22 protein-coding genes are annotated in these 22,062 nt (G+C 72.9%); 16 read left to right on the top strand and 6 right to left on the bottom strand.

The window, feature by feature from the left end; all coding sequences use genetic code 11:
• Positions 1–11 precede the first annotated feature (11 nt).
• The 3 genes from ACJ6WD_RS15700 to ACJ6WD_RS15690 form a co-directional block, all read right to left on the bottom strand.
• Complete coding sequence (locus tag ACJ6WD_RS15700) at positions 12–287, bottom strand: DUF1876 domain-containing protein (RefSeq protein WP_233657742.1); 276 nt, start codon at positions 285–287, stop codon at positions 12–14.
• Positions 288–402: 115 nt separating this feature from the next.
• Entirely contained in the window at positions 403–1,254 is an 852-nt protein-coding gene (locus tag ACJ6WD_RS15695) for a DUF3097 domain-containing protein (protein WP_233657743.1), read from the bottom strand.
• Positions 1,255–1,392: 138 nt separating this feature from the next.
• Positions 1,393–2,127, bottom strand: coding sequence for an MBL fold metallo-hydrolase (locus tag ACJ6WD_RS15690; protein WP_016573939.1), 735 nt, complete (start codon positions 2,125–2,127; stop codon positions 1,393–1,395).
• A gap of 321 nt (positions 2,128–2,448) precedes the next feature.
• Here ACJ6WD_RS15690 and hrcA point away from each other — a divergent pair, with 321 nt between their 5' ends.
• From hrcA to ACJ6WD_RS15665, 5 genes are all read left to right on the top strand, one after another.
• Complete coding sequence (hrcA, locus tag ACJ6WD_RS15685) at positions 2,449–3,465, top strand: heat-inducible transcriptional repressor HrcA (RefSeq protein ID WP_016573938.1); 1,017 nt, start codon at positions 2,449–2,451, stop codon at positions 3,463–3,465.
• Positions 3,466–4,602 (top strand): molecular chaperone DnaJ, encoded by a 1,137-nt coding sequence (gene dnaJ / locus ACJ6WD_RS15680; protein WP_233657744.1) that lies wholly within the window; start codon positions 3,466–3,468, stop codon positions 4,600–4,602. It begins immediately after the preceding gene.
• Positions 4,603–4,689: 87 nt separating this feature from the next.
• A complete protein-coding gene (locus ACJ6WD_RS15675; RefSeq protein WP_233657745.1) occupies positions 4,690–5,790 on the top strand; it encodes a nitronate monooxygenase in 1,101 nt (366 codons plus the stop codon).
• On the top strand, positions 5,787–6,530 hold the full coding sequence (locus ACJ6WD_RS15670; protein WP_233657746.1) for a 16S rRNA (uracil(1498)-N(3))-methyltransferase: 744 nt from the start codon (positions 5,787–5,789) through the stop codon (positions 6,528–6,530). The genes ACJ6WD_RS15675 and ACJ6WD_RS15670 overlap by 4 nt, the downstream gene beginning before the upstream one ends.
• Before the next feature lie 132 nt (positions 6,531–6,662).
• Positions 6,663–7,556: a DUF2510 domain-containing protein gene (locus ACJ6WD_RS15665; protein WP_407615993.1), complete on the top strand. Its 894-nt coding sequence runs from the start codon at positions 6,663–6,665 to the stop codon at positions 7,554–7,556.
• Between the two features lie 49 nt (positions 7,557–7,605).
• Here the strand turns inward: ACJ6WD_RS15665 and ACJ6WD_RS15660 are convergent, their stop codons facing one another.
• Positions 7,606–8,037, bottom strand: a complete 432-nt coding sequence (locus ACJ6WD_RS15660) for an OsmC family protein (protein ID WP_016573933.1) — start codon at positions 8,035–8,037, stop codon at positions 7,606–7,608.
• A gap of 240 nt (positions 8,038–8,277) precedes the next feature.
• Between ACJ6WD_RS15660 and ACJ6WD_RS15655 the strand changes: the two genes are divergently transcribed.
• Together ACJ6WD_RS15655 and ACJ6WD_RS15650 are read left to right on the top strand one after the other, a co-directional pair.
• The gene (locus ACJ6WD_RS15655; protein ID WP_016573932.1) at positions 8,278–8,637 is read left to right on the top strand and encodes a histidine triad nucleotide-binding protein; all 360 of its coding nucleotides are present in this window, start codon (positions 8,278–8,280) and stop codon (positions 8,635–8,637) included.
• A gap of 6 nt (positions 8,638–8,643) precedes the next feature.
• Positions 8,644–9,549: a ribonuclease Z gene (locus tag ACJ6WD_RS15650; RefSeq protein WP_376446081.1), complete on the top strand. Its 906-nt coding sequence runs from the start codon at positions 8,644–8,646 to the stop codon at positions 9,547–9,549.
• Between the two features lie 40 nt (positions 9,550–9,589).
• Here ACJ6WD_RS15650 and ACJ6WD_RS15645 read toward each other — a convergent pair whose 3' ends face one another.
• On the bottom strand, positions 9,590–10,384 hold the full coding sequence (locus ACJ6WD_RS15645) for an HAD family acid phosphatase (RefSeq protein WP_233657749.1): 795 nt from the start codon (positions 10,382–10,384) through the stop codon (positions 9,590–9,592).
• A 215-nt stretch (positions 10,385–10,599) separates the two neighbouring features.
• Here ACJ6WD_RS15645 and ACJ6WD_RS15640 point away from each other — a divergent pair, with 215 nt between their 5' ends.
• The 3 genes from ACJ6WD_RS15640 (at position 10,600) to ACJ6WD_RS15630 (ending at position 13,809) form a co-directional block, all read left to right on the top strand.
• Complete coding sequence (locus ACJ6WD_RS15640) at positions 10,600–11,907, top strand: glucarate dehydratase family protein (RefSeq protein ID WP_376556388.1); 1,308 nt, start codon at positions 10,600–10,602, stop codon at positions 11,905–11,907.
• Positions 11,908–12,094: 187 nt separating this feature from the next.
• Positions 12,095–13,180: an S-(hydroxymethyl)mycothiol dehydrogenase gene (locus ACJ6WD_RS15635; RefSeq protein WP_016573928.1), complete on the top strand. Its 1,086-nt coding sequence runs from the start codon at positions 12,095–12,097 to the stop codon at positions 13,178–13,180.
• Positions 13,180–13,809 (top strand): MBL fold metallo-hydrolase, encoded by a 630-nt coding sequence (locus ACJ6WD_RS15630; protein WP_016573927.1) that lies wholly within the window; start codon positions 13,180–13,182, stop codon positions 13,807–13,809. The genes ACJ6WD_RS15635 and ACJ6WD_RS15630 overlap by 1 nt, the downstream gene beginning before the upstream one ends.
• 229 nt (positions 13,810–14,038) lie before the next feature.
• Here ACJ6WD_RS15630 and ACJ6WD_RS15625 read toward each other — a convergent pair whose 3' ends face one another.
• Complete coding sequence (locus tag ACJ6WD_RS15625) at positions 14,039–15,379, bottom strand: 6-phospho-beta-glucosidase (RefSeq protein ID WP_407615992.1); 1,341 nt, start codon at positions 15,377–15,379, stop codon at positions 14,039–14,041.
• Between the two features lie 67 nt (positions 15,380–15,446).
• Here ACJ6WD_RS15625 and ACJ6WD_RS15620 point away from each other — a divergent pair, with 67 nt between their 5' ends.
• The 6 genes from ACJ6WD_RS15620 to era all read left to right on the top strand — a co-directional run bounded on the left by ACJ6WD_RS15620 (position 15,447) and on the right by era (position 21,890).
• Complete coding sequence (locus tag ACJ6WD_RS15620; RefSeq protein WP_016574967.1) at positions 15,447–16,643, top strand: carbohydrate kinase family protein; 1,197 nt, start codon at positions 15,447–15,449, stop codon at positions 16,641–16,643.
• A gap of 184 nt (positions 16,644–16,827) precedes the next feature.
• Positions 16,828–17,829 (top strand): PhoH family protein, encoded by a 1,002-nt coding sequence (locus ACJ6WD_RS15615; RefSeq protein ID WP_020929295.1) that lies wholly within the window; start codon positions 16,828–16,830, stop codon positions 17,827–17,829.
• Between the two features lie 39 nt (positions 17,830–17,868).
• The gene (gene ybeY / locus ACJ6WD_RS15610; protein ID WP_233657753.1) at positions 17,869–18,366 is read left to right on the top strand and encodes an rRNA maturation RNase YbeY; all 498 of its coding nucleotides are present in this window, start codon (positions 17,869–17,871) and stop codon (positions 18,364–18,366) included.
• Between the two features lie 11 nt (positions 18,367–18,377).
• Positions 18,378–19,697, top strand: a complete 1,320-nt coding sequence (locus ACJ6WD_RS15605; protein ID WP_233657754.1) for a hemolysin family protein — start codon at positions 18,378–18,380, stop codon at positions 19,695–19,697.
• Positions 19,698–20,483: 786 nt separating this feature from the next.
• Positions 20,484–20,846 (top strand): cytidine deaminase, encoded by a 363-nt coding sequence (locus tag ACJ6WD_RS15600; RefSeq protein ID WP_376446071.1) that lies wholly within the window; start codon positions 20,484–20,486, stop codon positions 20,844–20,846.
• A gap of 96 nt (positions 20,847–20,942) precedes the next feature.
• Positions 20,943–21,890, top strand: a complete 948-nt coding sequence (era, locus tag ACJ6WD_RS15595) for a GTPase Era (RefSeq protein ID WP_374206794.1) — start codon at positions 20,943–20,945, stop codon at positions 21,888–21,890.
• Positions 21,891–22,062 lie beyond the last annotated feature (172 nt).

The following is a 22,062-nucleotide window of genomic DNA, read 5'->3' as shown; positions in this document are numbered from 1 at the left end:
GGGCCAGTGGGTCAGTGGGACAGCGGGAACGACGTGCGGCCCGACGCCGAGTCGATCTCGTCGTGGGCCTTGGTCAACAACTGCATCGCCAGGTCGTTGAGGGCCCTGGCCCCCGCGACCTCCTCGCCGACCCGGGGCTGGTTCCCGTCGGCCGGGTGGCGGCTGGCGTAACCGTGCGACCGCACCTCGGTCCCGTCCGGCAGCCGTACCAGCGCTGCGGCCCGCGTGCGGTGGGTGTCCTCCTCGAATTCCAGCTCGACGTGCCATCCGACAGCGGTCTTCAACATGGCGGTCACCTCCGGAATCGCTGCTACCAGCGTGCGCTCGCGGCCCGCCCGGCGCACGGCGTGCACCACCGGCGCACCCCGGCCCGGCGCTTGCTGAGGCCGGCCAACGCCGGCCTCAGCGTCCGCCCGCCCCCTCGGCGTCCTCCGGCGCCGTCACGAAGTCGATCAGCTCCTCGACCCGCCCCAGCAGCGCCGGTTCGAGGTCCTTGTAGGACCGCACCCGGGACAGGATCCGCTGCCAGGCCGCGCCGGTGTTCTCCGGCCAGCCCAGCGCCCGGCACACCCCGGTCTTCCAGTCCTGGCCCCGGGGGACCTGCGGCCACGCCGGGATGCCCACCGAGGACGGCTTCACCGCCTGCCAGACGTCGATGTACGGATGACCGACGACCAGCGCGTGCGCCCCGGTCACCGCCGCCGCGATCCGCGACTCCTTCGAGCCGGGGACGAGGTGGTCCACCAGCACGCCGAGGCGGGCGTCCGGGCCGGGGGCGAACGCCTCGACGATCGCCGGGAGGTCGTCGACGCCCTCCAGGTACTCCACGACGACGCCCTCGATCCGCAGGTCGTCGCCCCAGACGCGTTCGACCAGCTCCGCGTCGTGCCGGCCCTCCACGTAGATCCGGCCGGCCCGGGCGACCCGGGCGCGCGCCCCGGGGACCGCCAGCGAACCGGACGCGGTGCGCGCCGGGCCGCTCGGCGCCGGGCGGCCCGGCGGCCGGACCAGGGTCACCGTCCGGCCCTCCAGCAGGAAGCCGCGCGGCACCATCGGGAACACCCGCACCTTGCCGAAGCGGTCCTCCAACGTGACCGTCGGCCCCTCGGCGGTCTTCTCGCACCGCAGGACCGCGCCGCAGTAGCCCGTCACCACCTCCTCGACGACCAGCCCGGGGTCGGCCGGCACCTCCGGCACCGGCTTCGGCTTCTTCCAGGGGGGAGTGAGGTCGGGGCTGTAGTGCCTGCTGTGCATGCGGGTCTGCTTCCCTGCGGATCGACGGGTCGGGGGTGGGGGCGACGGCCCGGTGGGGCCGACGGGATCACGGGGCGCGCGACGCGGGGCGCGGGCCGCGCGGAGCGGGCGCCCGCCGGCGGGTCAACGGGCGCCGGCTCACGGCGAGTCGGTGCCGAAGCGGGCGGCCAGGGCGTCGCGCTGGGCCCGCACGAAGGCGGCGTCGACCACCGCGCCGTGGCCCGGCACGTACACCGCGTCCTCGCCGCCCAGTGCCAGCAGCCGGTCCAGCGCGTCGGGCCACCGCCGCGGCAGCGCGTCGGGGCCCGCCTGGGGCTCACCGGACTCCTCGACCAGGTCCCCGCAGAAGACGATCTCCCGCTCACCGGCCCGTCCGGGCACCAGGACGGCCAGGTCGTGCGCGGTGTGCCCGGGGCCGACGTTGGCCAGCAGCACCTCCCGGTCGCCGAGGCCGAGGGTCAGCTGCCCGTGCACGTGGTGGTGCGGGACGACCAGCAGGTCCGCGGCCTCCGCCGCGGCGTCCGGGTCCACCCCGTGGCGCACCGCGTCCTCCCGCAGCGCGTCCTTGCCGTGCCGCAGCAGCGCGTCGACCCCGGTCGCGCCGAACACCTCCACGCCCGCGAACGCCGCGGTGCCCAGGACGTGGTCGAAGTGCGGGTGCGTGAGCGCGACATGCGTCACATCGCGCCCCAGCACCGCGCGGACCGTGCGGCGCAGTTCCGCACCGGCCCCGAGGGTCGGCCCGGTGTCGACGATCAGCACGCCGTCCGAACCGGCGATCACGCCGATCGTCTCGTCCCAACCGGGCATCCGTCGCCGGGCGACGCCGTCCCCCAGCCGCTCCCAGCCCGCTTCTTCCCACGTGGTGCGCATACCGAGACGCTAGCGCCCCCGCGATAGCGTTGCCCGGGACTCCGGGCGGGCGCCTCGGTGGCGGGCCCCCGCGGACGCCCACCGGCGCGTCGAGCAGAGGACGCGCCGGCGACGGGACCGGGGGCGCGCTCGGGGGGCGGTCAGGGCGCTTCCGAACGCGGCCCGGGGGTCGGATTCCGCGGCGGTGGGTAAGTGCCCACCACGCCCGCCCTTGCCGCACCCGCGCTACCCGGCCGTACACTGGCTCCGGGTCTGGCACTCGGCCCACGTGAGTGCCAGGAGAAGTGACGACGCGGCGGACGGCCGACTGGAGGTGGCGCAATGCTCAGTGAACGCAGACTCGAAGTGCTGCGCGCCATCGTCCAGGACTACGTCGGGACGGAGGAGCCGGTCGGCTCCAAGGCGTTGACCGAACGGCACCAACTCGGCGTCTCCCCGGCCACCGTCCGCAACGACATGGCCGCCCTGGAGGACGAGGGGTTCATCGCCCAGCCGCACACCAGCGCCGGGCGGATCCCGACCGACAAGGGCTACCGCCTCTTCGTCGACAAGCTGGCCGGCGTCAAGCCGCTGTCCGTCCCCGAGCGGCGGGCGATCCAGAACTTCCTGGACGGCGCCGTCGACCTGGACGACGTGGTGGGGCGCACGGTGCGGCTGCTGGCGCAGCTGACCCGGCAGGTCGCGGTGGTGCAGTACCCGTCGCTGACCCGGTCCACCGTCCGGCACGTCGAACTGCTGGCACTGGCCCCGGCCCGGCTGATGCTGGTGCTGATCACCGACACCGGACGCGTCGAGCAGCGGCTCATCGACTGCCAGACGCCGTTCGGCGAGACGTCCCTGGCGGACCTGCGCGCCCGGCTCAACAGCCGGATCGTCGGCCGCCGCTTCGCGGACGTCCCGCAACTGGTGCAGGATCTCCCGGAATCCTTCGAACAGGACGACCGGGCGACCGTCTCGACAGTACTGTCGGTACTGCTGGAGACTCTGGTGGAGGAGACCGAAGAGCGGCTGATGATCGGCGGCACCGCCAATCTGACGCGCTTCGGGCATGATTTCCCCCTGACCATCCGGCCGGTGCTGGAAGCCCTTGAGGAGCATGTGGTGATGCTCAAGCTGCTCGGGGAGGCCAAGGACTCGGGCATGACCGTACGCATCGGGCATGAGAATGCTCACGAGGGCCTGACGTCCACCTCGGTCGTCACCGTCGGATACGGTTCTGGCGACGAGGCCGTCGCCAAATTGGGCGTGGTCGGACCGACCCGCATGGACTACCCCGGAACGATGGGAGCGGTACGCGCAGTGGCACGTTACGTCGGACAGATCCTCGCGGAGTCGTAAGTGGCCACGGATTACTACTCGGTCCTCGGCGTCGGCCGGGACGCCTCGCAGGACCAGATCAAGAAGGCATTCCGGCGGCTGGCGCGCGAGCTGCACCCGGATGTGAACCCGGACCCCAAGACCCAAGAGCGGTTCAAGGAGATCAACGCCGCCTACGAGGTCCTGTCGGATCCGCAGAAGAAGCAGGTCTACGACCTCGGCGGCGATCCCCTCTCGCAGGCCGGCGGCGCCGGTGGCGCGGGCGGCTTCGGCGCGGGCTTCGGGAACTTCTCCGACATCATGGACGCGTTCTTCGGCACGGCCTCGCAGCGCGGCCCGCGCTCGCGGACCCGCCGCGGCCAGGACGCGATGATCCGCCTGGACATCGAGCTCAACGAGGCCGCGTTCGGCACCACCAAGGACATCCAGGTCGACACGGCCGTCGTCTGCACCACCTGCAGCGGTGAGGGCGCGGCGCCCGGCACCTCGGCGCAGACCTGTGACATGTGCCGCGGCCGCGGCGAGGTCTCGCAGGTCACCCGGTCCTTCCTGGGCCAGGTCATGACCTCCCGGCCCTGCCCGCAGTGCCAGGGCTTCGGCACCGTCGTCCCGACGCCGTGCCCCGAGTGCGCGGGCGACGGCCGGGTCCGCTCCCGCCGCACCCTCACCGTCAAGATCCCCGCCGGTGTCGACAACGGCACCCGCATCCAGTTGGCCGGCGAGGGCGAGGTGGGCCCCGGTGGCGGACCCGCCGGCGACCTGTACGTCGAGATCCACGAGCTGGCCCACTCGGTGTTCCAGCGGCGCGGGGACGACCTGCACTGCACGGTCACCATCCCGATGACCGCGGCGGCCCTGGGCACCAAGTGCCCGCTGGAGACGCTGGACGGGGTCGAGGAGATCGACGTCCGGCCCGGCACCCAGTCCGGCCAGTCGATCCCGCTGCACGGCCGCGGCGTGACCCACCTGCGGGGCAACGGCCGGGGCGACCTGATCGTCCACGTCGAGGTGCAGACCCCGAGCAAGCTCGAACCCGAGCAGGAGGAGCTGCTGCGCCGGCTGGCCAAGCTGCGCGGCGAGGAGCGCCCGCAGGGCCAGTTCCAGCCGGGCCAGCAGGGGCTGTTCTCCCGGCTGAAGGACGCCTTCAACGGGCGGTAGGCACACCCGTCGGGGCGGGGTCCGGGGAGTTCCCCGTGGCCGCCGCCCCGGTTCGGGGTACGGCGCCGGGCGTGACACGATGTGGGCATGCCCACCGCGCTCACCGATTTCTGCCGCTACCCCATCGTGCAGGCCCCGATGGCCGGCGGCGGCTCCGGGCCCGAGCTGGCCGCAGCCGTCTGCGAAGCCGGGGGACTCGGCTTCCTGGCCGCCGGCTACAAGACCGCCGACGGCATGTACCAGGAGATCAAACAGCTGCGGGGGCTGACCCGCCGCCCCTTCGGCGTCAACCTCTTCATGCCGCAGCCCTCCCTGGCCGACGCCTCCGCCGTCGAGGTCTACCGCGAGCAACTCGCCGGCGAGACCGCCTGGTACGAGACCGAGCTCGGCGACGTCAACGGCCCCACGGACGACAACTACGAGGCCAAGCTCGCGATCCTGCGCGACGACCCGGTGCCGATGGTCTCCTTCACCTTCGGCTGCCCCTCGCGGGCGGTCCTCGACGCGTTCGCCGAAGTCGGCACCCACACCGTCGTCACGGTCACCACCGCCGCCGAGGCGCAGGCCGCGCAGTGGTCGGGGGCGGACGCGGTGTGCGTGCAGGGCGTCGAGGCGGGCGGCCACCAGGGCACCCACCGGGACGATCCGCACGCGGACGGGACCGGCTCCGGCCTGGGGCTGCTGGCGCTGCTCGCCCAGGTCCGGGAGACCGTGCAGATCCCGGTGATCGCCGCCGGCGGGCTGATGCGCGGCTCGCAGATCGCCGCGGTGCTGGCCGCCGGCGCCTCCATGGCGCAGCTGGGCACGGCGTTCCTGATCACCCCCGAGTCCGGTGCCAACCCGCTGCACAAGCAGGCGCTGACCAACCCCCTCTTCACGCACACCGAGTTGACCCGGGCGTTCTCCGGCCGGCCGGCCCGCGGCCTGGTGAACCGCTTCCTGCGGGAGCACGGCCCGTACGCGCCGGCCGCCTACCCCGCCGTGCACTACCTCACCTCCCCGGTCCGCAAGGCCGCCGCCAAGGCAGGTGACGCACAGGGGCTGAACCTCTGGGCGGGGCAGGGGCACCGGCTGGCCCGGGAGATGCCCGCCGGGCAGCTGGTGGCGGTGCTCGCGGCCGAACTCGACGCCACCCGGGCCGCGTTGGGCCCCGGCGACGCGGGCCACGGCACCGGCGGTGCGGTGTGACCGCGCCCGTCTTCCTCGTCGAATCGCTCGCCGGCGTGCTGGCCGGGAGCACGCTGACCGTGGACGGCCCCGAGGGGCGGCACGCGGTGTCCGTGCGGCGGCTGCGGGTCGGTGAGGAGGTCGTCCTGACGGACGGCGCCGGTACCGGCGCCGAGGGCACGGTCGCCGCCGTCGAGGGCAAGGACCGGCTCACCGTCGCCGTCACCGGGCTGCGCACCGAGGAGCCGCCGGCCCCCACCCTCACCGTCGTCCAGGCACTGCCCAAGGGCGACCGCGGGGAGTTGGCCGTGGAGACCATGACGGAGACCGGCGTGGACGCCATCGTGCCGTGGTCCGCGGCGCGCTGCGTCACCCAGTGGAAGGGCGAGCGGGCCGCCAAGTCGCTGGCCAAGTGGCGGGCCACGGCCCGGGAGGCGGGCAAGCAGTCGCGCCGGCTGACCTTCCCGCGCGTCGCCGATCCGCTGTCGACCAAGCAGGTCGCCGCGCTGCTCGCCGACGCCGACTTCGCCGCCGTTCTGCACGAGGAGGGCAGCACCCCGCTGGCCACCGCCGAACTCCCCGCCGCCGGCTCGATCGTGCTGGTCGTCGGCCCCGAGGGCGGCGTCTCGCCGGAGGAGCTGGCGGCCTTCGCGGAGGCCGGCGCCAAGCCGTACCGCCTGGGCGCGAGCGTGCTGCGGACCTCCACGGCGGGGACCGCGGCGACCGCGCTCCTGCTGGGCCGCACCGGCCGCTGGAGCTAGTCCCGTCCGGTGGCGCGCGGCGCCGGCGTCGGTCCCGAACCCCCGACGGTACCCGCGCGACGTCTGCCGGGGCGGGTGCGAACTCCCGCCCGCCGTAAGGTGGTTGGGGCGTCGGGGGATACAGTCGTCGCCGTGACTGACCACCCTGCGGTTCCCCAAGGCTGGTACCAGGACCCGTCCGGCGCGGCGGCGCTGCGCTGGTGGGACGGCGCCCGCTGGACGGAACACACCCAGGCGGCACCCCCACAGGTGCCCGCACCGGCGCCGCAGCAGTACGCCCCGCAGGCCCCGCAGCCCCCTGTGCCGCAACAGCCGTACCCGCCCCAGCAGCCGTACGCCCCGCAGGCCCCCGCGCCGCAGCAGCCGTACCCGCCGCAGGTCCCGCAGGCCCCCGTCCAGCAGCAGTTCCCGCCGGGCGGTGGCGGTCCGGAGGGGCTGCTCTCGGCCGATGTGCTCGCGGTCAACCAGGACTTCAAGTGGGTGGACATCAGCACCAGTTACTCGGTGCTGGACCGCAAGGGCATCGAAGTGGGGTCGGTCGCCGAGACCGGCCAGAACGCCGCCCGCAAGGTCATGCGCTTCGTCAGCACGATGGACCGCTACCTCTCCCGGAAGTTCGAGATCCGGGACGCCGCCGGCGTGCCCTTCCTGGAACTGAGCCGGGGCACCAAGGTGCTCAAGGCCAAGGTGCAGGTCGCCCGGCCGGACGGGACGCCGGTCGGTGAGATCCTCCAGGACCGGGTGGTCACCTTCGGCAGCTTCGACCTCGTCGTGGGCGGGGCCACCATCGGCCACATCCAGGCGAGTTGGAGCGCCTTCAACTTCACCTTCACCGACCACACCGGCACCGAGGTGGCCAGGATCGGCCGCTCCCTGCTGGACCGGGTGCTGGACGTCGCCTTCGGCGCCGATTACTACTACTACGAGGTGCTGCGCCCGATGGCGGAGCCCCTGCGCTCCCTGTCCCTGGCGGCCGCACTCACCATGGACACCCTGCTCAAGCCGGACAAGGACGGCGACGCGTAGCGGCGTGCCGACCGGCCCGCGGACCGACCGGCACGCCGTCGCCGACCGGTCAGCCGAGCAGTTCGGCCCGGAGCGTCATGTTCTTGACGCCGGCCAGTGCCTGGCTGACCGGGCAGTTCTGCTTGGCGTCCTCGGCCGCGGCCTGGAAGTCCGCCTCGGACAGGCCGGGGACCCGGGCCTTGACGGTCAGCACGATGCCGGTGATGCCCTCGCCCGGCTGGAAGGTGACGTCGGCCTGGGTGTCCACCGCCTCGACGGTGTAGCCCTTGCCGGCGAGGCCGTGCGAGAACGCCATCGAGTAGCAGGAGGAGTGGGCCGCCGCGATCAGTTCCTCGGGGCTCGTCTTGCCGCCCGGCTCCTCGGAACGGGCCGGCCAGCTCACGTCGTAGCTGCCGATCTTGGACGATTCCAGGGCGACGGTGCCCTTGCCCTGGAGGAGGTTGCCTTCCCAGTGGGTCTTGGCCGTGCGCGTCGTTGCCATGGTGCATAACTCCCGGGTGTGGGGCCGATGCGATCTGGACGATCAGCTTAGGTCGGCCGGGCCGCGAACCGGGTGACCCGGCTCCGGGCCGGCGCCGGCCGACCCCCGGGCGGCCCCGTGGCCGGCCCCGCGGTCGGCCCCGGACCGGCCCCGGGCCCGTGCGGGGTGATCGGCTAGCATCCGGAGGGCGTACGCACGGTGCGTACGGCGCGTGCCGCGCGACCCGGGAGGAGTCCACCGGTGGCGGGAGAACCGCAGGCCGACTGCCTGTTCTGCAAGATCGTGGCGGGGGAGGTCCCGGCGACGATCGTCCGCGAGACCGAGACCACCGTCGCGTTCCGCGACATCAACCCCCAGGCGCCGACGCACGTCCTGGTGATCCCCAAGACCCACTACCCGAACGCGGCGTCGCTCGCCGCCGCCGAGCCGCAGGTGATCGCCGACATACTGGGCGAGTCCCGGGAGGTCGCCGCCGCCGAGCAGATCGAGGACACCGGCTACCGCGTCGTCTTCAACACCGGCGCCGGCGCCGGCCAGACCGTCTTCCACGCCCACCTGCACGTCCTCGGAGGCCGCGGCCTCCAGTGGCCCCCCGGATAGCGAGCCATGTCGGTACGCGAACTGGTCGTCCTCGGGACCGCCAGCCAGGTCCCCACCCGGCACCGCAACCACAACGGCTACCTGCTGCGGTGGGACGGCCAGGGGCTGCTCTTCGACCCCGGAGAGGGCACCCAGCGCCAGATGCTGCGGGCCGGGGTCGCCGCCCACGACATCAACCGGATCTGCATCACCCACTTCCACGGCGACCACTCGCTGGGACTGGCCGGGGTGATCCAGCGGATCAACCTCGACCGGGTGCCGCATCCGGTGACCGCGCACTACCCGGCCAGCGGGGAGCGGTTCTTCGAGCGGCTGCGGTATGCCACGGCCTACCGCGAGACGGTCCGGATCGCCCAGCAGCCGGTCTCCGCCGACGGCGAGCTGGACCGCGCCAAGGGGTACGCCCTGACGGCGCGCAAGCTCTCGCACCCGGTCGAGTCGTACGGCTACCGCATCACCGAGCCCGACGGCCGGCGGATGCTGCCCGAGCGGCTGGCCGCCCACGGCATCGCCGGACCGGACGTCGGTCGCCTCCAACGGGACGGCGAACTGAACGGCGTCACCCTCGACGAGGTCAGCGAGGTGCGGCCGGGCCAGAGCTTCGCGTTCGTCATGGACACCCGGCTGTGCGACGGCGTGCACGCGCTCGCGGCGGGCGTGGACATGCTGGTGATCGAGTCCACCTTCCTCGACGAGGACGTCCGACTCGCCGAGGAGCACGGACACTTGACGGCCGGCCAGGCGGCCAGGGTGGCCGCCGACGCCGGGGTCCGGCACCTGGTGCTGACGCACTTCTCGCAGCGCTACGCCGACCCCGAGGAGTTCGAGCGGCAGGCGCGCGCGGCGGGCTTCACCGGTGAACTCACCATCGCCAAGGACCTGCTGCGGGTGCCGCTGCCCAAGCGGCGCTGAGGGCCCCCGGCGCCCGTTGCGGGCGCCGGGGCGCACCGGCCTACGGCAGGTAGTACATCGGGTTCGGCAGCTTGAAGGTGCGCCGCGAGGCGCCGCCCGCCAGGTCGCTGTACTGGTCGCCGAAGTTGGCGACGATGCGGTAGCCGAGGGACTCGATGTGCCGGCGGGTGCCCGACTTGAAGTCGATCGTCGAACAGGTCGTGCCGCACGGCAGGTAGGCGGGCGGGTGTTCCTTGTCCCGCAGGTAGACGTGCGAGGGGTCCAGCGGGACGGCGTAGCCGACGTTCTTGAGGTTGCGCACGCTCCAGTCGCGCTGCGCCTCCTTGCGGCCGGTGACGAAGAAGACCTCGGCGCCCTTCTTGTGCGCCCAGTTGACCAGGTCGTTCATCCCGAAGACCGCGGCCATGTCGGTGTGCTCCAGGTACTCGTCCTGGGACTTGGGGGTGAAGTTGAAGCCGACCTTCAGCTCGTAGTTGTAGGTCAGCAGGGTGGTGTCGTCCATGTCGAGGACGATGGCCGGCTTGGTCTTCCCGTTGCCCTTCTTGGCGAGCGCGCCGGTCAGGTAGGTGCGCGCCGTGGCCTCGATGCCGCGGATCTGGCGGGCGTAGTTGCTGGCGGGGGAGGCGTAGTGCTCGCCGTCGGCCGTCACCGTGTCGCCGTAGTACGCCTTGATCTTGTCCTGCACCTGGGTGAGGTTGGGAATCTCCTTGTCGGTGCGCGGCACGGAGTGCTCGGCGGTGGCCTGGCCGGCGCCGAAGACCGCGGTGCCGGCGACGACGGCGGCGGCCACCGCACCGCCCAGACGGACGCGGCGGGAGAGGGCGGGGCGGGGCATGCGCGGCTCCTTAGGGAAGCGTGGGAGTGGTCCCGGGTAGGTGTAACAGAGGCGGACCACGGCTATCTACGCGCGGAGATTAAAGGGTTGTTCAAGGGTGGCGCAATGGTGACGCCCAACTGACGCTTTGCGAGGGCCTCTTGACGTGCCGTGAGTGTGCTCCTTAGCCTCCATCCCGATCCATGGATGTTGTCTACATATGGAGACGAACGCCGATGGTCGCCCACCGCCCAGCGGACCTGGTCGTCACCGAGGTCCGGCTCACCCCGGTCCTGGTCGCCGACCCCCCACTGCTCAACACCCAAGGCGTGCACCAGCCGTACACCCCCCGCCTGATCATCGAACTGGTCACCGCGGGCGGCGCCACCGGGCTCGGCGAGACCTACGGCGACGCCGAATACCTCGCGCTCGCCCGCCCGTTGGCCACCGCACTCGTCGGCCGAAAGGTCACGGACCTGAACGCCCTGGCCGCGCTCGCCGACCCCGGGGACGGCGCCGCGGGGACGACCGGCCCGGACGGCGTCGACGCGGCCGGACTGCGCGGCGTCCGCACCGCCGACAAACTGCGCCGCTCGGTCCGCTCCGGCTTCGAAGTGGCCTGCCTCGACGCCTGGGGGCACGCCACCGGACTGCCCGTGCACGCCCTCTTGGGCGGTGCGGTACGCGACCGGGTCCCCTACAGCGCCTACCTCTTCTACCGGTGGGAACGCCACCCCGACGGCCCGGGCGAACCGGACGACTGGGGCGCCGCCCTCGACCCCGCCGGCATCGTCGCCCAGGCCCGCCGGTTCGCCGACCGGTACGGCTTCACCTCGTTCAAGCTCAAGGGCGGGGTCCTCCCGCCGGACCGGGAGGCCGCCGCGATCCGGGCACTGGCCGCGGCGTTCCCCGGCCGGCCCCTGCGCCTGGACCCCAACGGCGCCTGGTCGGTGCGCACCGCGCTGAAGGTGGCCGACGAACTCGCGGACGTCCTCGAATACCTGGAGGACCCGGTCAGCGGCACCGAGGCGATGGCCGAGGTCGCGGCCGGCACCACGGTCCCGCTCGCCACCAACATGTGCGTCACCACCTTCGAGGAGCTCCCCGAGGCGATCGCCCGCGACGCCGTCCGGATCGTGCTCTCCGACCACCACTACTGGGGCGGCCTGCACGCCACCCGGGAACTCGCCGCCCTCTGCCGCACCTTCGGCCTCGGCCTGGCCATGCACTCCAACACCCACCTCGGCATCAGCCTCGCCGCCATGACCCACGTGGCGGCCACCGTCCCCGACCTGGACCACGCCTGCGACACCCACTACCCCTGGCAGACCGAGGACGTGCTGACCGAACGCCTCGCCTTCCGCGACGGCCACCTGGACGTCGGCGACGCCCCCGGCCTCGGCGTCACCCTCGACCGGGACCGGCTCGCCGCACTGCACCACCGCTGGCTCGCCGACGACGGCACGTACCGCAACCGCGACGACGCCGCGGCGATGCGCCGCGTCCACCCCGACTGGACCACGCCCCCGGTGCCCCGCTGGTGACGCCCGCGGCGCCCTCCGGCGTGCCGGACGGGCGCCCCCGTGCCCCGTCCGGTGCCCCGTCCCGCGCGCCGGCCCCGCGGGAGCGGCGCGCGGCGTGCCCCTGCCGCGTCCGCGTACGGTGTGGCACGGGCCGGTGGCGGTGGGCCACAGTGGTCCTGTACGTGATCTTCGAAGAGGGGCGGTACCGATGGCACAGGAAGTGCGCGGCGTCGTGGCGCCGGGGAAGAACGAGGCGGTCCGGCTGGAGACCGTCCTGGTGCCCGACCCGGGGCCCGGTGAGGCCGTGGTGCAGGTGCAGGCGTGCGGGGTGTGCCACACCGACCTGCACTACAAGCAGGGCGGGATCAACGACGACTTCCCGTTCCTGCTCGGCCACGAGGCGTCCGGCGTGGTGGAGTCGGTGGGCGAGGGCGTCACCGACGTCGCCCCCGGGGACTTCGTCATCCTCAACTGGCGTGCGGTGTGCGGCTCCTGCCGGGCGTGCCTGCGCGGGCGCCCCCAGTACTGCTTCAACACCCACAACGCGCGGCAGAAGATGACGCTCAAGGACGGCACCGAGCTGACCCCGGCACTGGGCATCGGCGCCTTCGCCGACAAGACGCTGGTCGCCGCCGGCCAGTGCACCAAGGTCGACCCCGAGGTCGCACCGGCCGTCGCGGGGCTGCTGGGCTGCGGGGTGATGGCCGGGATCGGCGCCGCGATCAACACCGGCCAGGTGGGCCGCGGCGACACGGTCGCGGTCATCGGCTGCGGCGGCGTCGGCGACGCGGCGGTGGTCGGCGCCCGCCTGGCCGGCGCCGCCAAGATCATCGCCGTCGACATCGACGACCGGAAGCTGGAGACGGCCCGCACCATGGGGGCCACCCACACCGTCAACTCCCGCAGCACCGACCCCGTCGAGGCGGTCCGCGAGCTGACCGGCGGCTTCGGCGCGGACGTCGTCATCGACGCGGTCGGCCGCCCGGAGACCTACCGGCAGGCGTTCTACGCCCGCGACCTGGCCGGCACGGTCGTCCTGGTGGGCGTGCCCACCCCGGAGATGACCCTGGAACTCCCCCTCCTGGACGTCTTCGGCCGCGGCGGCGCCCTGAAGTCCTCCTGGTACGGCGACTGCCTGCCGTCCCGGGACTTCCCGATGCTGATCGACCTCCACCAGCAGGGCCGGATCGACCTCGGCGGGTTCGTCACCGAGACCATCGGCATCGACGAGGTCGAGCGGGCCTTCGACCGGATGCACGCCGGTGACGTGCTGCGCTCGGTGGTGGTGCTGTGATGGGCGCCCGTATCGACCACCTCGTCACCTCGGGGACGTTCTCGCTGGACGGCGGTACCTGGGACGTCGACAACAACGTGTGGATCGTCGGCGACGGTTCGGAGGCCGTCGTCATCGACGCCGCGCACGACGCCGACGCCATCCTGCGCGCCCTCGACGGGCGCACCCTGCGCGCGATCATCTGCACCCACGCGCACAACGACCACATCGACGCGGCCCCGGCGCTCGCCGCCCGCACCGGGGCGCGGATCCTGCTGCACCCCGACGACCTGCCGCTGTGGAAGCAGACCCACCCGGACACCGCCCCCGACGGGGACCTGTCGGACGGTCAGGTGCTGACCATCGCCGGCATCGACCTGACGGTGCTGCACACGCCCGGCCACGCGCCCGGCGCGGTCTGCCTGCACGCCCCCGACCTGAACACCGTCTTCACCGGGGACACGCTCTTCCAGGGCGGTCCCGGCGCCACCGGCCGGTCCTTCTCCGACTTCCCGACGATCATCGACTCGATCCGCGACCGGCTGCTGACCCTGCCGCCGACGACCGTGGTCCGCACCGGCCACGGAGACCAGACGACCATCGAACGGGAAGCACCGCACCTGGCGGAATGGGTCGCCCGGGGCCACTAGGGGGCGGGCGAACACTTCCCGTAGGGGGCCTGAACGCCCCCTGCGGGGCCACAACGTGGCCGGGGTGGCGGGTATTCCGGCCGGGGCCCGACGGCTCCGCCACCGACGGCTCCGTCAAGGACGGCTCCGCCACCGGCCGCCCGCCCGGCCCGGACCCGGCCGCTGCCCCGCCACGACCGCCCGCCACGAACGCCCACGTCGGCCGCCTCGCCCGCCTGGCCCGCCCGTCTCACCTCTGCGTGCCCGCCCGTTGGAGGATGCGGGCGGCCACGGCCGCCGAGTCGACGAGGGGGTGCAGCGCGAGGGCCCGCAGCGCCGCGTCGCGGTCCTTGAACAGGGCCGCGGCGACCGTCGCCCGTTCGACCGCCTTGATCTGGAGCATCAGGCCCAACTGATCCTCGCGCAGCGGCGCGCAGGGCAGCGGACGAGCCCCCTTGGCGGTCACCTCGCACACCGTCTCCACGATCGCGTCCGGCGCCAGCTGCGGCACCGTCGTCCCGTTGCGGACGTTGAGGATCAGCCGCCGGCCGGAGTCGCCGGCGATGGCGTGCATCAGCGCCAGCGCCACCCGGTCGTAGCCGCCGCCCTCCAGGTCGTCGCTGTCCCGCTGCCAGCCGCCGGTCGCCTCCCGGCTGTGCGCCATGTACGTCTGCTCGCGCTCCAGTCGGGTGCGCTCCCACAGGGCGTACACCGCGTCCGGGGAGCCGGCCGTCGTGGCCCGGTCGAAGAAGCCGCCCTGCTGCCGGTCCAGGAACTCCCCGCGGGTCTGCGCGGTGTCCTGTACGGAGTGCAGGGTCTCCCGCCGGAAGTAGTAGTAGTGCAGGTACTCGTTGGGGAGGGCACCGAGGACGCGGAGCCACTCCGGGCCGAAGAGCCGGCCCTCCTCGAAGGAGCCCAGGGCCGCCACGTCCCCCAGCAGGCCGGGCAGCACGTCGGTGCCGTCGACCGTCAACGACCGCAGCCAGCCGAGGTGGTTGAGCCCCACGTAGTCGTAGCCGGACCGCGCCGGGTCCTCCAGGGCCGCCGGGTCCGCGCCGGCCGCCCGCGCCGCGCGGCGCACCAGACCCACGGGGGAGTCGCAGATCCCGATGACCCGGTCGCCCAGCACCTGCGCCATCGCCTCGGTCACCATCCCCGCCGGATTGGTGAAGTTGATGACCCACGCCCCCGGGGCGAGCGCCGCGACCCGCTCGGCGACGTGCAGCGCCACCGGGATCGTCCGCAGCCCGTACAGGACCCCGCCGGCGCCGACCGTCTCCTGCCCCAGGACGCCCTCGGACAGCGGGATCCGCTCGTCCCGGATGCGGCCCGCGGTGCCGCCGACCCGTATGGCGGAGAACACGAAGTCGGCCCCGGTCAGCGCCGCGTCGAGAGTTTCCGCCACTCGTACGGGTACCGGTTGGGTACGGCCCCGGGTCAGCTCGGCCAGTACGTCGGAGATCACCGCCACCCGGCGGGGATCGGTGTCGTAGAGCGTCAGCTCGGAGACGGAGCGTGTGGGGTCGTCCAGCAGTGCGCGGTAGACCAGCGGTACCCGGAAGCCGCCACCGCCGAGAATGGAGAGCCTCATGGGGCGGAACGTACCGCAGCATCAGGCACACTGGCGGCACGAGTTGCGTACGAGAGGGGCGAGCGCGGTGAACACTGGCCGACGCGATGTCCAACCGCCCGCGGGGCCGGCCACCGAGCCGCCGGGGCTCGATCCGCTGGCCGCGGTGCGCCGCGCGGGCGACCCGCCCACCGACGTCTACCTCACCGGCACCGTCTTCCTCGACATCATCTTCACCGGCCTGGATTCCGCGCCGGTCCGCGGCACCGAGTCCTGGGCCCGCGGCATGGGCTCCAGCCCCGGCGGCGTCGCCAACATGGCCACCGCGCTGGCCCGCCTCGGGCTGCGCACCTCCCTGGCCGCCGCGTTCGGCGACGACATGTACGGCGAGTACTGCTGGGAGGCGCTGGAACGGGGCGAGGGCATCGACCTGGAACTGTCGCGGACGGTCCCCGGCTGGCACTCGCCGGTCACCGTCTCGATGGCCTACGAGGGCGAGCGCACCATGGTCTCGCACGGCCACGAGGCACCGGCCCCCGAGCACGCCTTCGACGGCGGCCACGCCCCCGGTTGCCCGCCGCCGACCCGGGCCTGCGTCGCCTCGCTGGTGCCCGGCCGCCGGGAGGGCTGGCTGGGCTGCGCGGCCGGCCGCGGCAGCCGGATCTTCGCCGACGTCGGCTGGGACGACACCGGCCGCTGGGACCCGGCCGACCTCGCCGACCTGGAGCACTGCGAGGCGTTCCTGCCCAACGCGGAGGAGGCGATGCGCTACACCCGCACCGACTGTCCGCGCGCCGCCGCCCGCAAGCTCGCCGACCTGGTGCCGCTCGCCGTCGTCACGCTCGGCTCGGAGGGCGCGTGCGCGGTGGACGCCCGCACCGGCGAGAGCGCCGAGGTGCCCGCCATCGTGGTGGAGGCGCTGGACCCGACCGGCGCCGGGGACGTCTTCGTCGCCGGGTTCGTCACCGGCACGCTCGCCGACTGGCCGCTCGCCGACCGGCTGTCCTTCGCCGGGCTGAGCGCCGCCCTGTCGGTGCAGGAGTTCGGCGGTTCGCTCTCCGCACCGGGCTGGGCGGAGATCGCCGCCTGGTGGCGCCGGGTCCGGGCCTGCGACACCGGAGCCACCGCCGGACTGCGGCGCCAGTACGGCTTCCTGGACGCCGTGCTGCCCGCGCCGGGAGTGAGCCTGGGCAGCACCGGGGCGGCGGGCCCCGCGCGGGCGGCCGCGGCCGCGTCGCCGCTGGCCCGGGCGGTCCCCACGATCGGGTTCCGCCCCCCGGCCTGAGCCCGCCGCGGCCCCGCCGGGCGGCGCCCCGGCCGTGCTCCCGGCCGCCGCCCGGAAAAGCCGGCCGGCTTGTCAGTGCCCCGTCGTACTCTGGTAGCGCAAGGAGCCAGTGCGGGCGTCGCTGCCGAGGTCCGCACCTGTGATGAGCAAAGGATGGGGGTTGAGCAGGCCACCCGGCCTACCCATGACGCAGACACCCACACGAGCGCAGGCGAGCGCCCACTTCACGGTCCCGGCCAAGCACCCGATGGTGACGGTCCTCGGATCCGGTGACTCGCTGCTGCGCGTGATCGAGGACGCCTTCCCCGCCACCGACATCCACGTCCGGGGCAACGAGATCAGCGCGGTCGGTGACGCCCGGGAAGTCGCCCTGGTCCAGCGCCTGTTCGACGAGATGATGCTGGTGCTCCGCACCGGACAACCGATGACGGAGGACGCAGTGGAACGCTCCATCGCCATGCTGCGCGCGGCGGAGAACGGCGAGGGAGCGAGCGAGACCCCGGCCGAGGTGCTCACCCAGAACATCCTCTCCAACCGCGGCCGCACCATCCGCCCCAAGACCCTCAACCAGAAGCGCTACGTCGACGCCATCGACAAGCACACCATCGTCTTCGGCATCGGCCCGGCCGGCACCGGCAAGACCTACCTGGCCATGGCCAAGGCCGTCCAGGCCCTCCAGGCCAAGCAGGTCAACCGGATCATCCTGACCCGCCCCGCGGTCGAGGCCGGCGAGCGCCTGGGCTTCCTGCCCGGCACCCTCTACGAGAAGATCGACCCCTACCTGCGCCCGCTCTACGACGCGCTGCACGACATGCTCGACCCGGATTCCATCCCGCGGCTGATGGCGGCGGGCACCATCGAGGTCGCGCCGCTGGCGTACATGCGCGGTCGGACGCTCAACGACGCCTTCATCATTCTCGACGAGGCGCAGAACACCAATCCCGAGCAGATGAAGATGTTCCTCACCCGGCTCGGCTTCGAATCGAAGATAGTCATCACCGGCGACGTCACCCAGATCGACCTGCCGGGCGGCACGAAGAGCGGTCTGCGCCAGGTCCGGGACATCCTGACCGACGTCGACGACGTCCACTTCTCCGAGCTCACCAGCAGGGACGTGGTCCGGCACAAGCTCGTCGGCCGTATCGTCGACGCCTACGAGAAGTACGACAGCCGCAACGGCAAGTAGCCCGCGCTGCGCGACCAAGAAGCGAGACCCACCTTCCCCATGTCGATCGACGTCAACAACGAGTCCGGTACGGACATCGACGAGCAGGCGATCCTGGACGTCGCCCGCTATGCCCTGGCCCGGATGCGGATCCACCCGCTCTCCGAGCTGTCCGTCATCGTCGTGGACGCCGAGGCCATGGAGCAGCTCCACATCCAGTGGATGGACCTCCCCGGCCCGACGGACGTCATGTCCTTCCCGATGGACGAGCTGCGGCCGCCGGCCAAGGACGACGAGGAGCCGCCGCAGGGCCTTCTCGGCGACATCGTGCTCTGCCCGGAGGTCGCCGAGAAGCAGGGCAAGGACGCCCCGACGGAGCACAGCATGGACGAGGAGCTGCAACTGCTGACCGTCCACGGCGTGCTGCACCTGCTCGGCTACGACCACGAGGAGCCGGACGAGAAGGCCGAGATGTTCGGCCTTCAGGCCGCGATCGTCGACGGCTGGCGGGCCGAGCGCGGGATGACCGGTCCCTCGCCGGCCCCGACCGTGACCTGACGGGGCGCTCGATGACCACCCTGATCGCCGTCGCGGTACTGCTCGTCGTGGTCGCCTGGCTCGCCGCCTGCGCGGAGGCCGGACTGACCCGGACGACGAGCTTCCGCGCCGAGGAGGCCGTCCGCTCCGGCCGCCGGGGCAGTGCCAAGCTCGCCGCCGTCGCCGCCGACCCCACCCGCTACCTCAACGTCGCGCTGCTGGTGCGGGTCGGCTGCGAGATGGCCGCCGGCGCCCTGGTCACCTACGCCTGCCTGCGCTCGTTCGACACCACCTGGGAGGCGCTGACCGTCGCCATCGCGGTGATGGTCCTGGTCTCCTACGTCGCCGTCGGCGTCTCCCCGCGCACCATCGGCCGCCAGCACCCGCTCAACACCGCCACCGCCGCCGCGTACGTGCTGCTGCCGCTGGCCCGGGTGATGGGCCCGGTGCCGCAGTTGCTGATCCTCCTCGGCAACGCCCTCACCCCCGGCAAGGGCTTCCGCAAGGGCCCGTTCGCCTCCGAGGCGGAACTGCGGTCCCTGGTCGACCTCGCGGAGAAGGAGTCGCTGATCGAGGACGAGGAGCGCCGGATGGTGCACTCGGTCTTCCAGCTCGGCGACACCCTCGTCCGGGAGGTGATGGTGCCGCGCACGGACCTGATCTCCGTCGAACGCTTCAAGACCATCCGGCAGGCGCTGACCCTGGCGCTGCGCTCCGGCTTCTCACGGATCCCGGTGACCGGGGAGAACGAGGACGACGTCGTCGGCGTCGTCTACCTCAAGGACCTGGCCCGCAAGGTGCACATCAGCCGGGACGCGGAGACCGACCTGGTGTCCACGGCGATGCGCCCGGCGGTGTTCGTCCCGGACACCAAGAACGCCGGGGACCTGCTGCGCGAGATGCAGCGCGACCGCAACCACGTCGCGGTCGTGATCGACGAGTACGGCGGCACCGCCGGCATCATCACCATCGAGGACATCCTGGAGGAGATCGTCGGGGAGATCACCGACGAGTACGACCGGGAACTCCCGCCCGTGCAGGACCTCGGCGCCGGCCGCTACCGCGTCACCGCCCGCCTCGACATCGGCGCGCTCGGCGAGCTGTACGGCCTGGCGGAGCTCGACGACGAGGACGTGGAGACGGTCGGCGGATTGCTCGCCAAGCAATTGGGCAGGGTTCCGATCGCCGGGGCAACCGTCGAGATCGATCTGTCCGAGCACGCCTCGGACCCGGATCTCAAGGCGCTGCGGCTGGTCGCCGAGGCACCGGCCGGCCGCCGCAACAAGATCGTCACGGTGCTCTGCGAACCGGTCCGCGCGGCGGAAGCGGAGGGTGACGGCGCCGGCGGCTGACCGCCCGCCCGGTGCCCTCCGCAGCCCGCGGTGCACCCCCGCACCACCGGCAATTCCGGGGCCTACGCCCCCGCACCCGCTCCTGATCCGCAGTGCAGCGGAAATATCCTCAAAGCCATTTCCGGCAGCGCTGGATTCCCTTGCCAATTCCGTGGAAAGATCTTCGCACCGGCGCCGAAAAGGGCGCCGGTGCTTTGCGGCAGAGGGAAGCTGAACGAAATGCGTGAAAGAAAAGCCGGGGTGGTGGACACCGTCGCGGCAGTTCTGCGGGCGGTAAGGCCGGACAGGACCGCTGCCCTCGCCGCGAGTGAAAAGACCCGCAGCACGACCAGAGGTGAGGAATTCCGGAGCGCCGCCCATATTGCGGCGAACGCCCCGGGAGCGGCCCCTTTCGCGGGAGCCGCCGGGCGGTGACTCCACGATCACCGAAGAATTCGCGATGACGTCCGGCCAGGCCGCGGACATCGCGAACACGGGCACCGGGAGGGGGGCCGGTCACCGACGACGGTGACCGGAGACCCGGTGGTCACTCACGACTCCGCACCGCGCGGCGGCCCCGCGGGCACTGCCCGCGGCGGCCCCGCCGGTGCGGACCCGGAAACGACGTTGGCTGGAGAGCCGGGTGCCCCGGCACAGGGGAGCGGGGCAACCGGACTCTTCAGCCATCGTGCGTTCTGACGCCCACCCCGGTCCCGCTGGCCGACCGAACCGGCCGCACCGCCCCCGAACCAGCCCCGAGGGCCCGCCCCCGTACACCCCACCGGGCCCCCGCATATGCTCGCCGGTATGACCGAAGCCGCACCGCTGGACCCCGAAGACCGCAAGATCATCACGCTCGCGCGCTCGGCGCGGGCCCGTAACGGCGTTCCCGAGGGCGCCGCCGTCCGCGACGAGACCGGCCGGACCTACGCAGCCGGCACCGTCGCCCTGGACTCCCTGCAGCTCAGCGCGTTGCAGACGGCCGTCGCGATGGCGGTCGCCAGCGGCGCCACGTCCCTGGAGGCCGCGGCCGTGGTCACCGACGCCGACCAGGCCGCCGACGCCGACCGGGCCGCCGTGCGCGACCTCGGCGGCCCGGACACCCCCGTCCTCGTCGCCGCCCCCGACGGCACCCTGCGCGCCGCCACCCCGGCCGGCCCCGCGGCCTGACCGCACCACCGGGCGGGGCGCCCGCGGCCGGCGCGCCCCGCCCTCCGCGACGGCAGGTGCGCCGAATGGTCGGACCGGCCGCGGGGATCGGGGAGAATGGGCGCCATGAGCGTTCGCACAGAGTCCACCGCCCCCCACCGCGCCGGCTTCGCCTGTTTCGTCGGCCGTCCCAACGCAGGCAAGTCCACCCTGACGAACGCTCTCGTCGGGACGAAGGTGGCGATCACCTCCAACCGCCCCCAGACCACCCGCCACACCGTGCGCGGCATCGTGCACCGGCCCGACGCCCAACTGGTCCTTGTCGACACCCCGGGCCTCCACAAGCCCCGCACCCTCCTCGGCGAGCGGCTCAACGACGTCGTCCGCACCACCTGGTCCGAAGTCGACGTCATCGGCTTCTGCCTGCCCGCCGACCAGAAGCTCGGCCCCGGCGACCGCTACATCGCCAGCGAACTCGCCGAGATCAAGAAGACCCCCAAGATCGCCATCGTCACCAAGACCGACCTGGTCGACTCCAAGGCGCTCGCCGCCCAGCTCATCGCCATCGACCAGCTCGGCAAGGAACTCGGCATCGAATGGGCCGAGATCATCCCGGTGTCGGCCGTCGGCGACCAGCAGGTCTCGCTCCTCGCCGACCTGCTCGTCCCGCTGCTCCCCGAAGGCCCCGCCCTCTACCCCGAGGGCGACCTGACCGACGAGCCGGAGCAGGTCATGGTCGCCGAACTGATCCGCGAGGCCGCGCTGGAAGGCGTCCGCGACGAACTGCCGCACTCCATCGCCGTCGTCGTCGAGGAAATGCTGCCCCGCGAGGACCGCCCCGCCGACAAGCCGCTGCTGGACATCCACGCCAACGTCTACATCGAGCGCCCCAGCCAGAAGGGGATCATCATCGGCCCCAAGGGCAAGCGCCTGAAAGAGGTCGGCACCAAGTCCCGCAAGCACATCGAGGCACTGCTCGGCACCCCCGTCTTCCTCGACCTCCACGTCAAGGTCGCCAAGGACTGGCAACGCGACCCGAAGCAACTCCGCAAGCTGGGGTTTTAGGCTTCCCACGTTGTCGGCTTTCCCGCCGTGGGGGTTGCTGTTTTGCGCCTGCGGCGCGTTGCCGCTGCGCGGGGCTTCTTCCCACGTTGTCGGCTTTCCCGCCGTGGGGGTGCTGTTTGCGCCTGCGGCGCGTTGTCCGCTGCGCGGGGCTGTTGGGTGCGGTGACGGGCCT

The organism is Streptomyces sp. VTCC 41912 (genome assembly GCF_045799175.1).
GTDB classification, from domain to species: Bacteria; Actinomycetota; Actinomycetes; order Streptomycetales; family Streptomycetaceae; genus Streptomyces; species Streptomyces albulus_C.
Note: the sequence above shows the minus strand (reverse complement) of the source record. Positions and strands in the feature narration are given on the sequence as shown.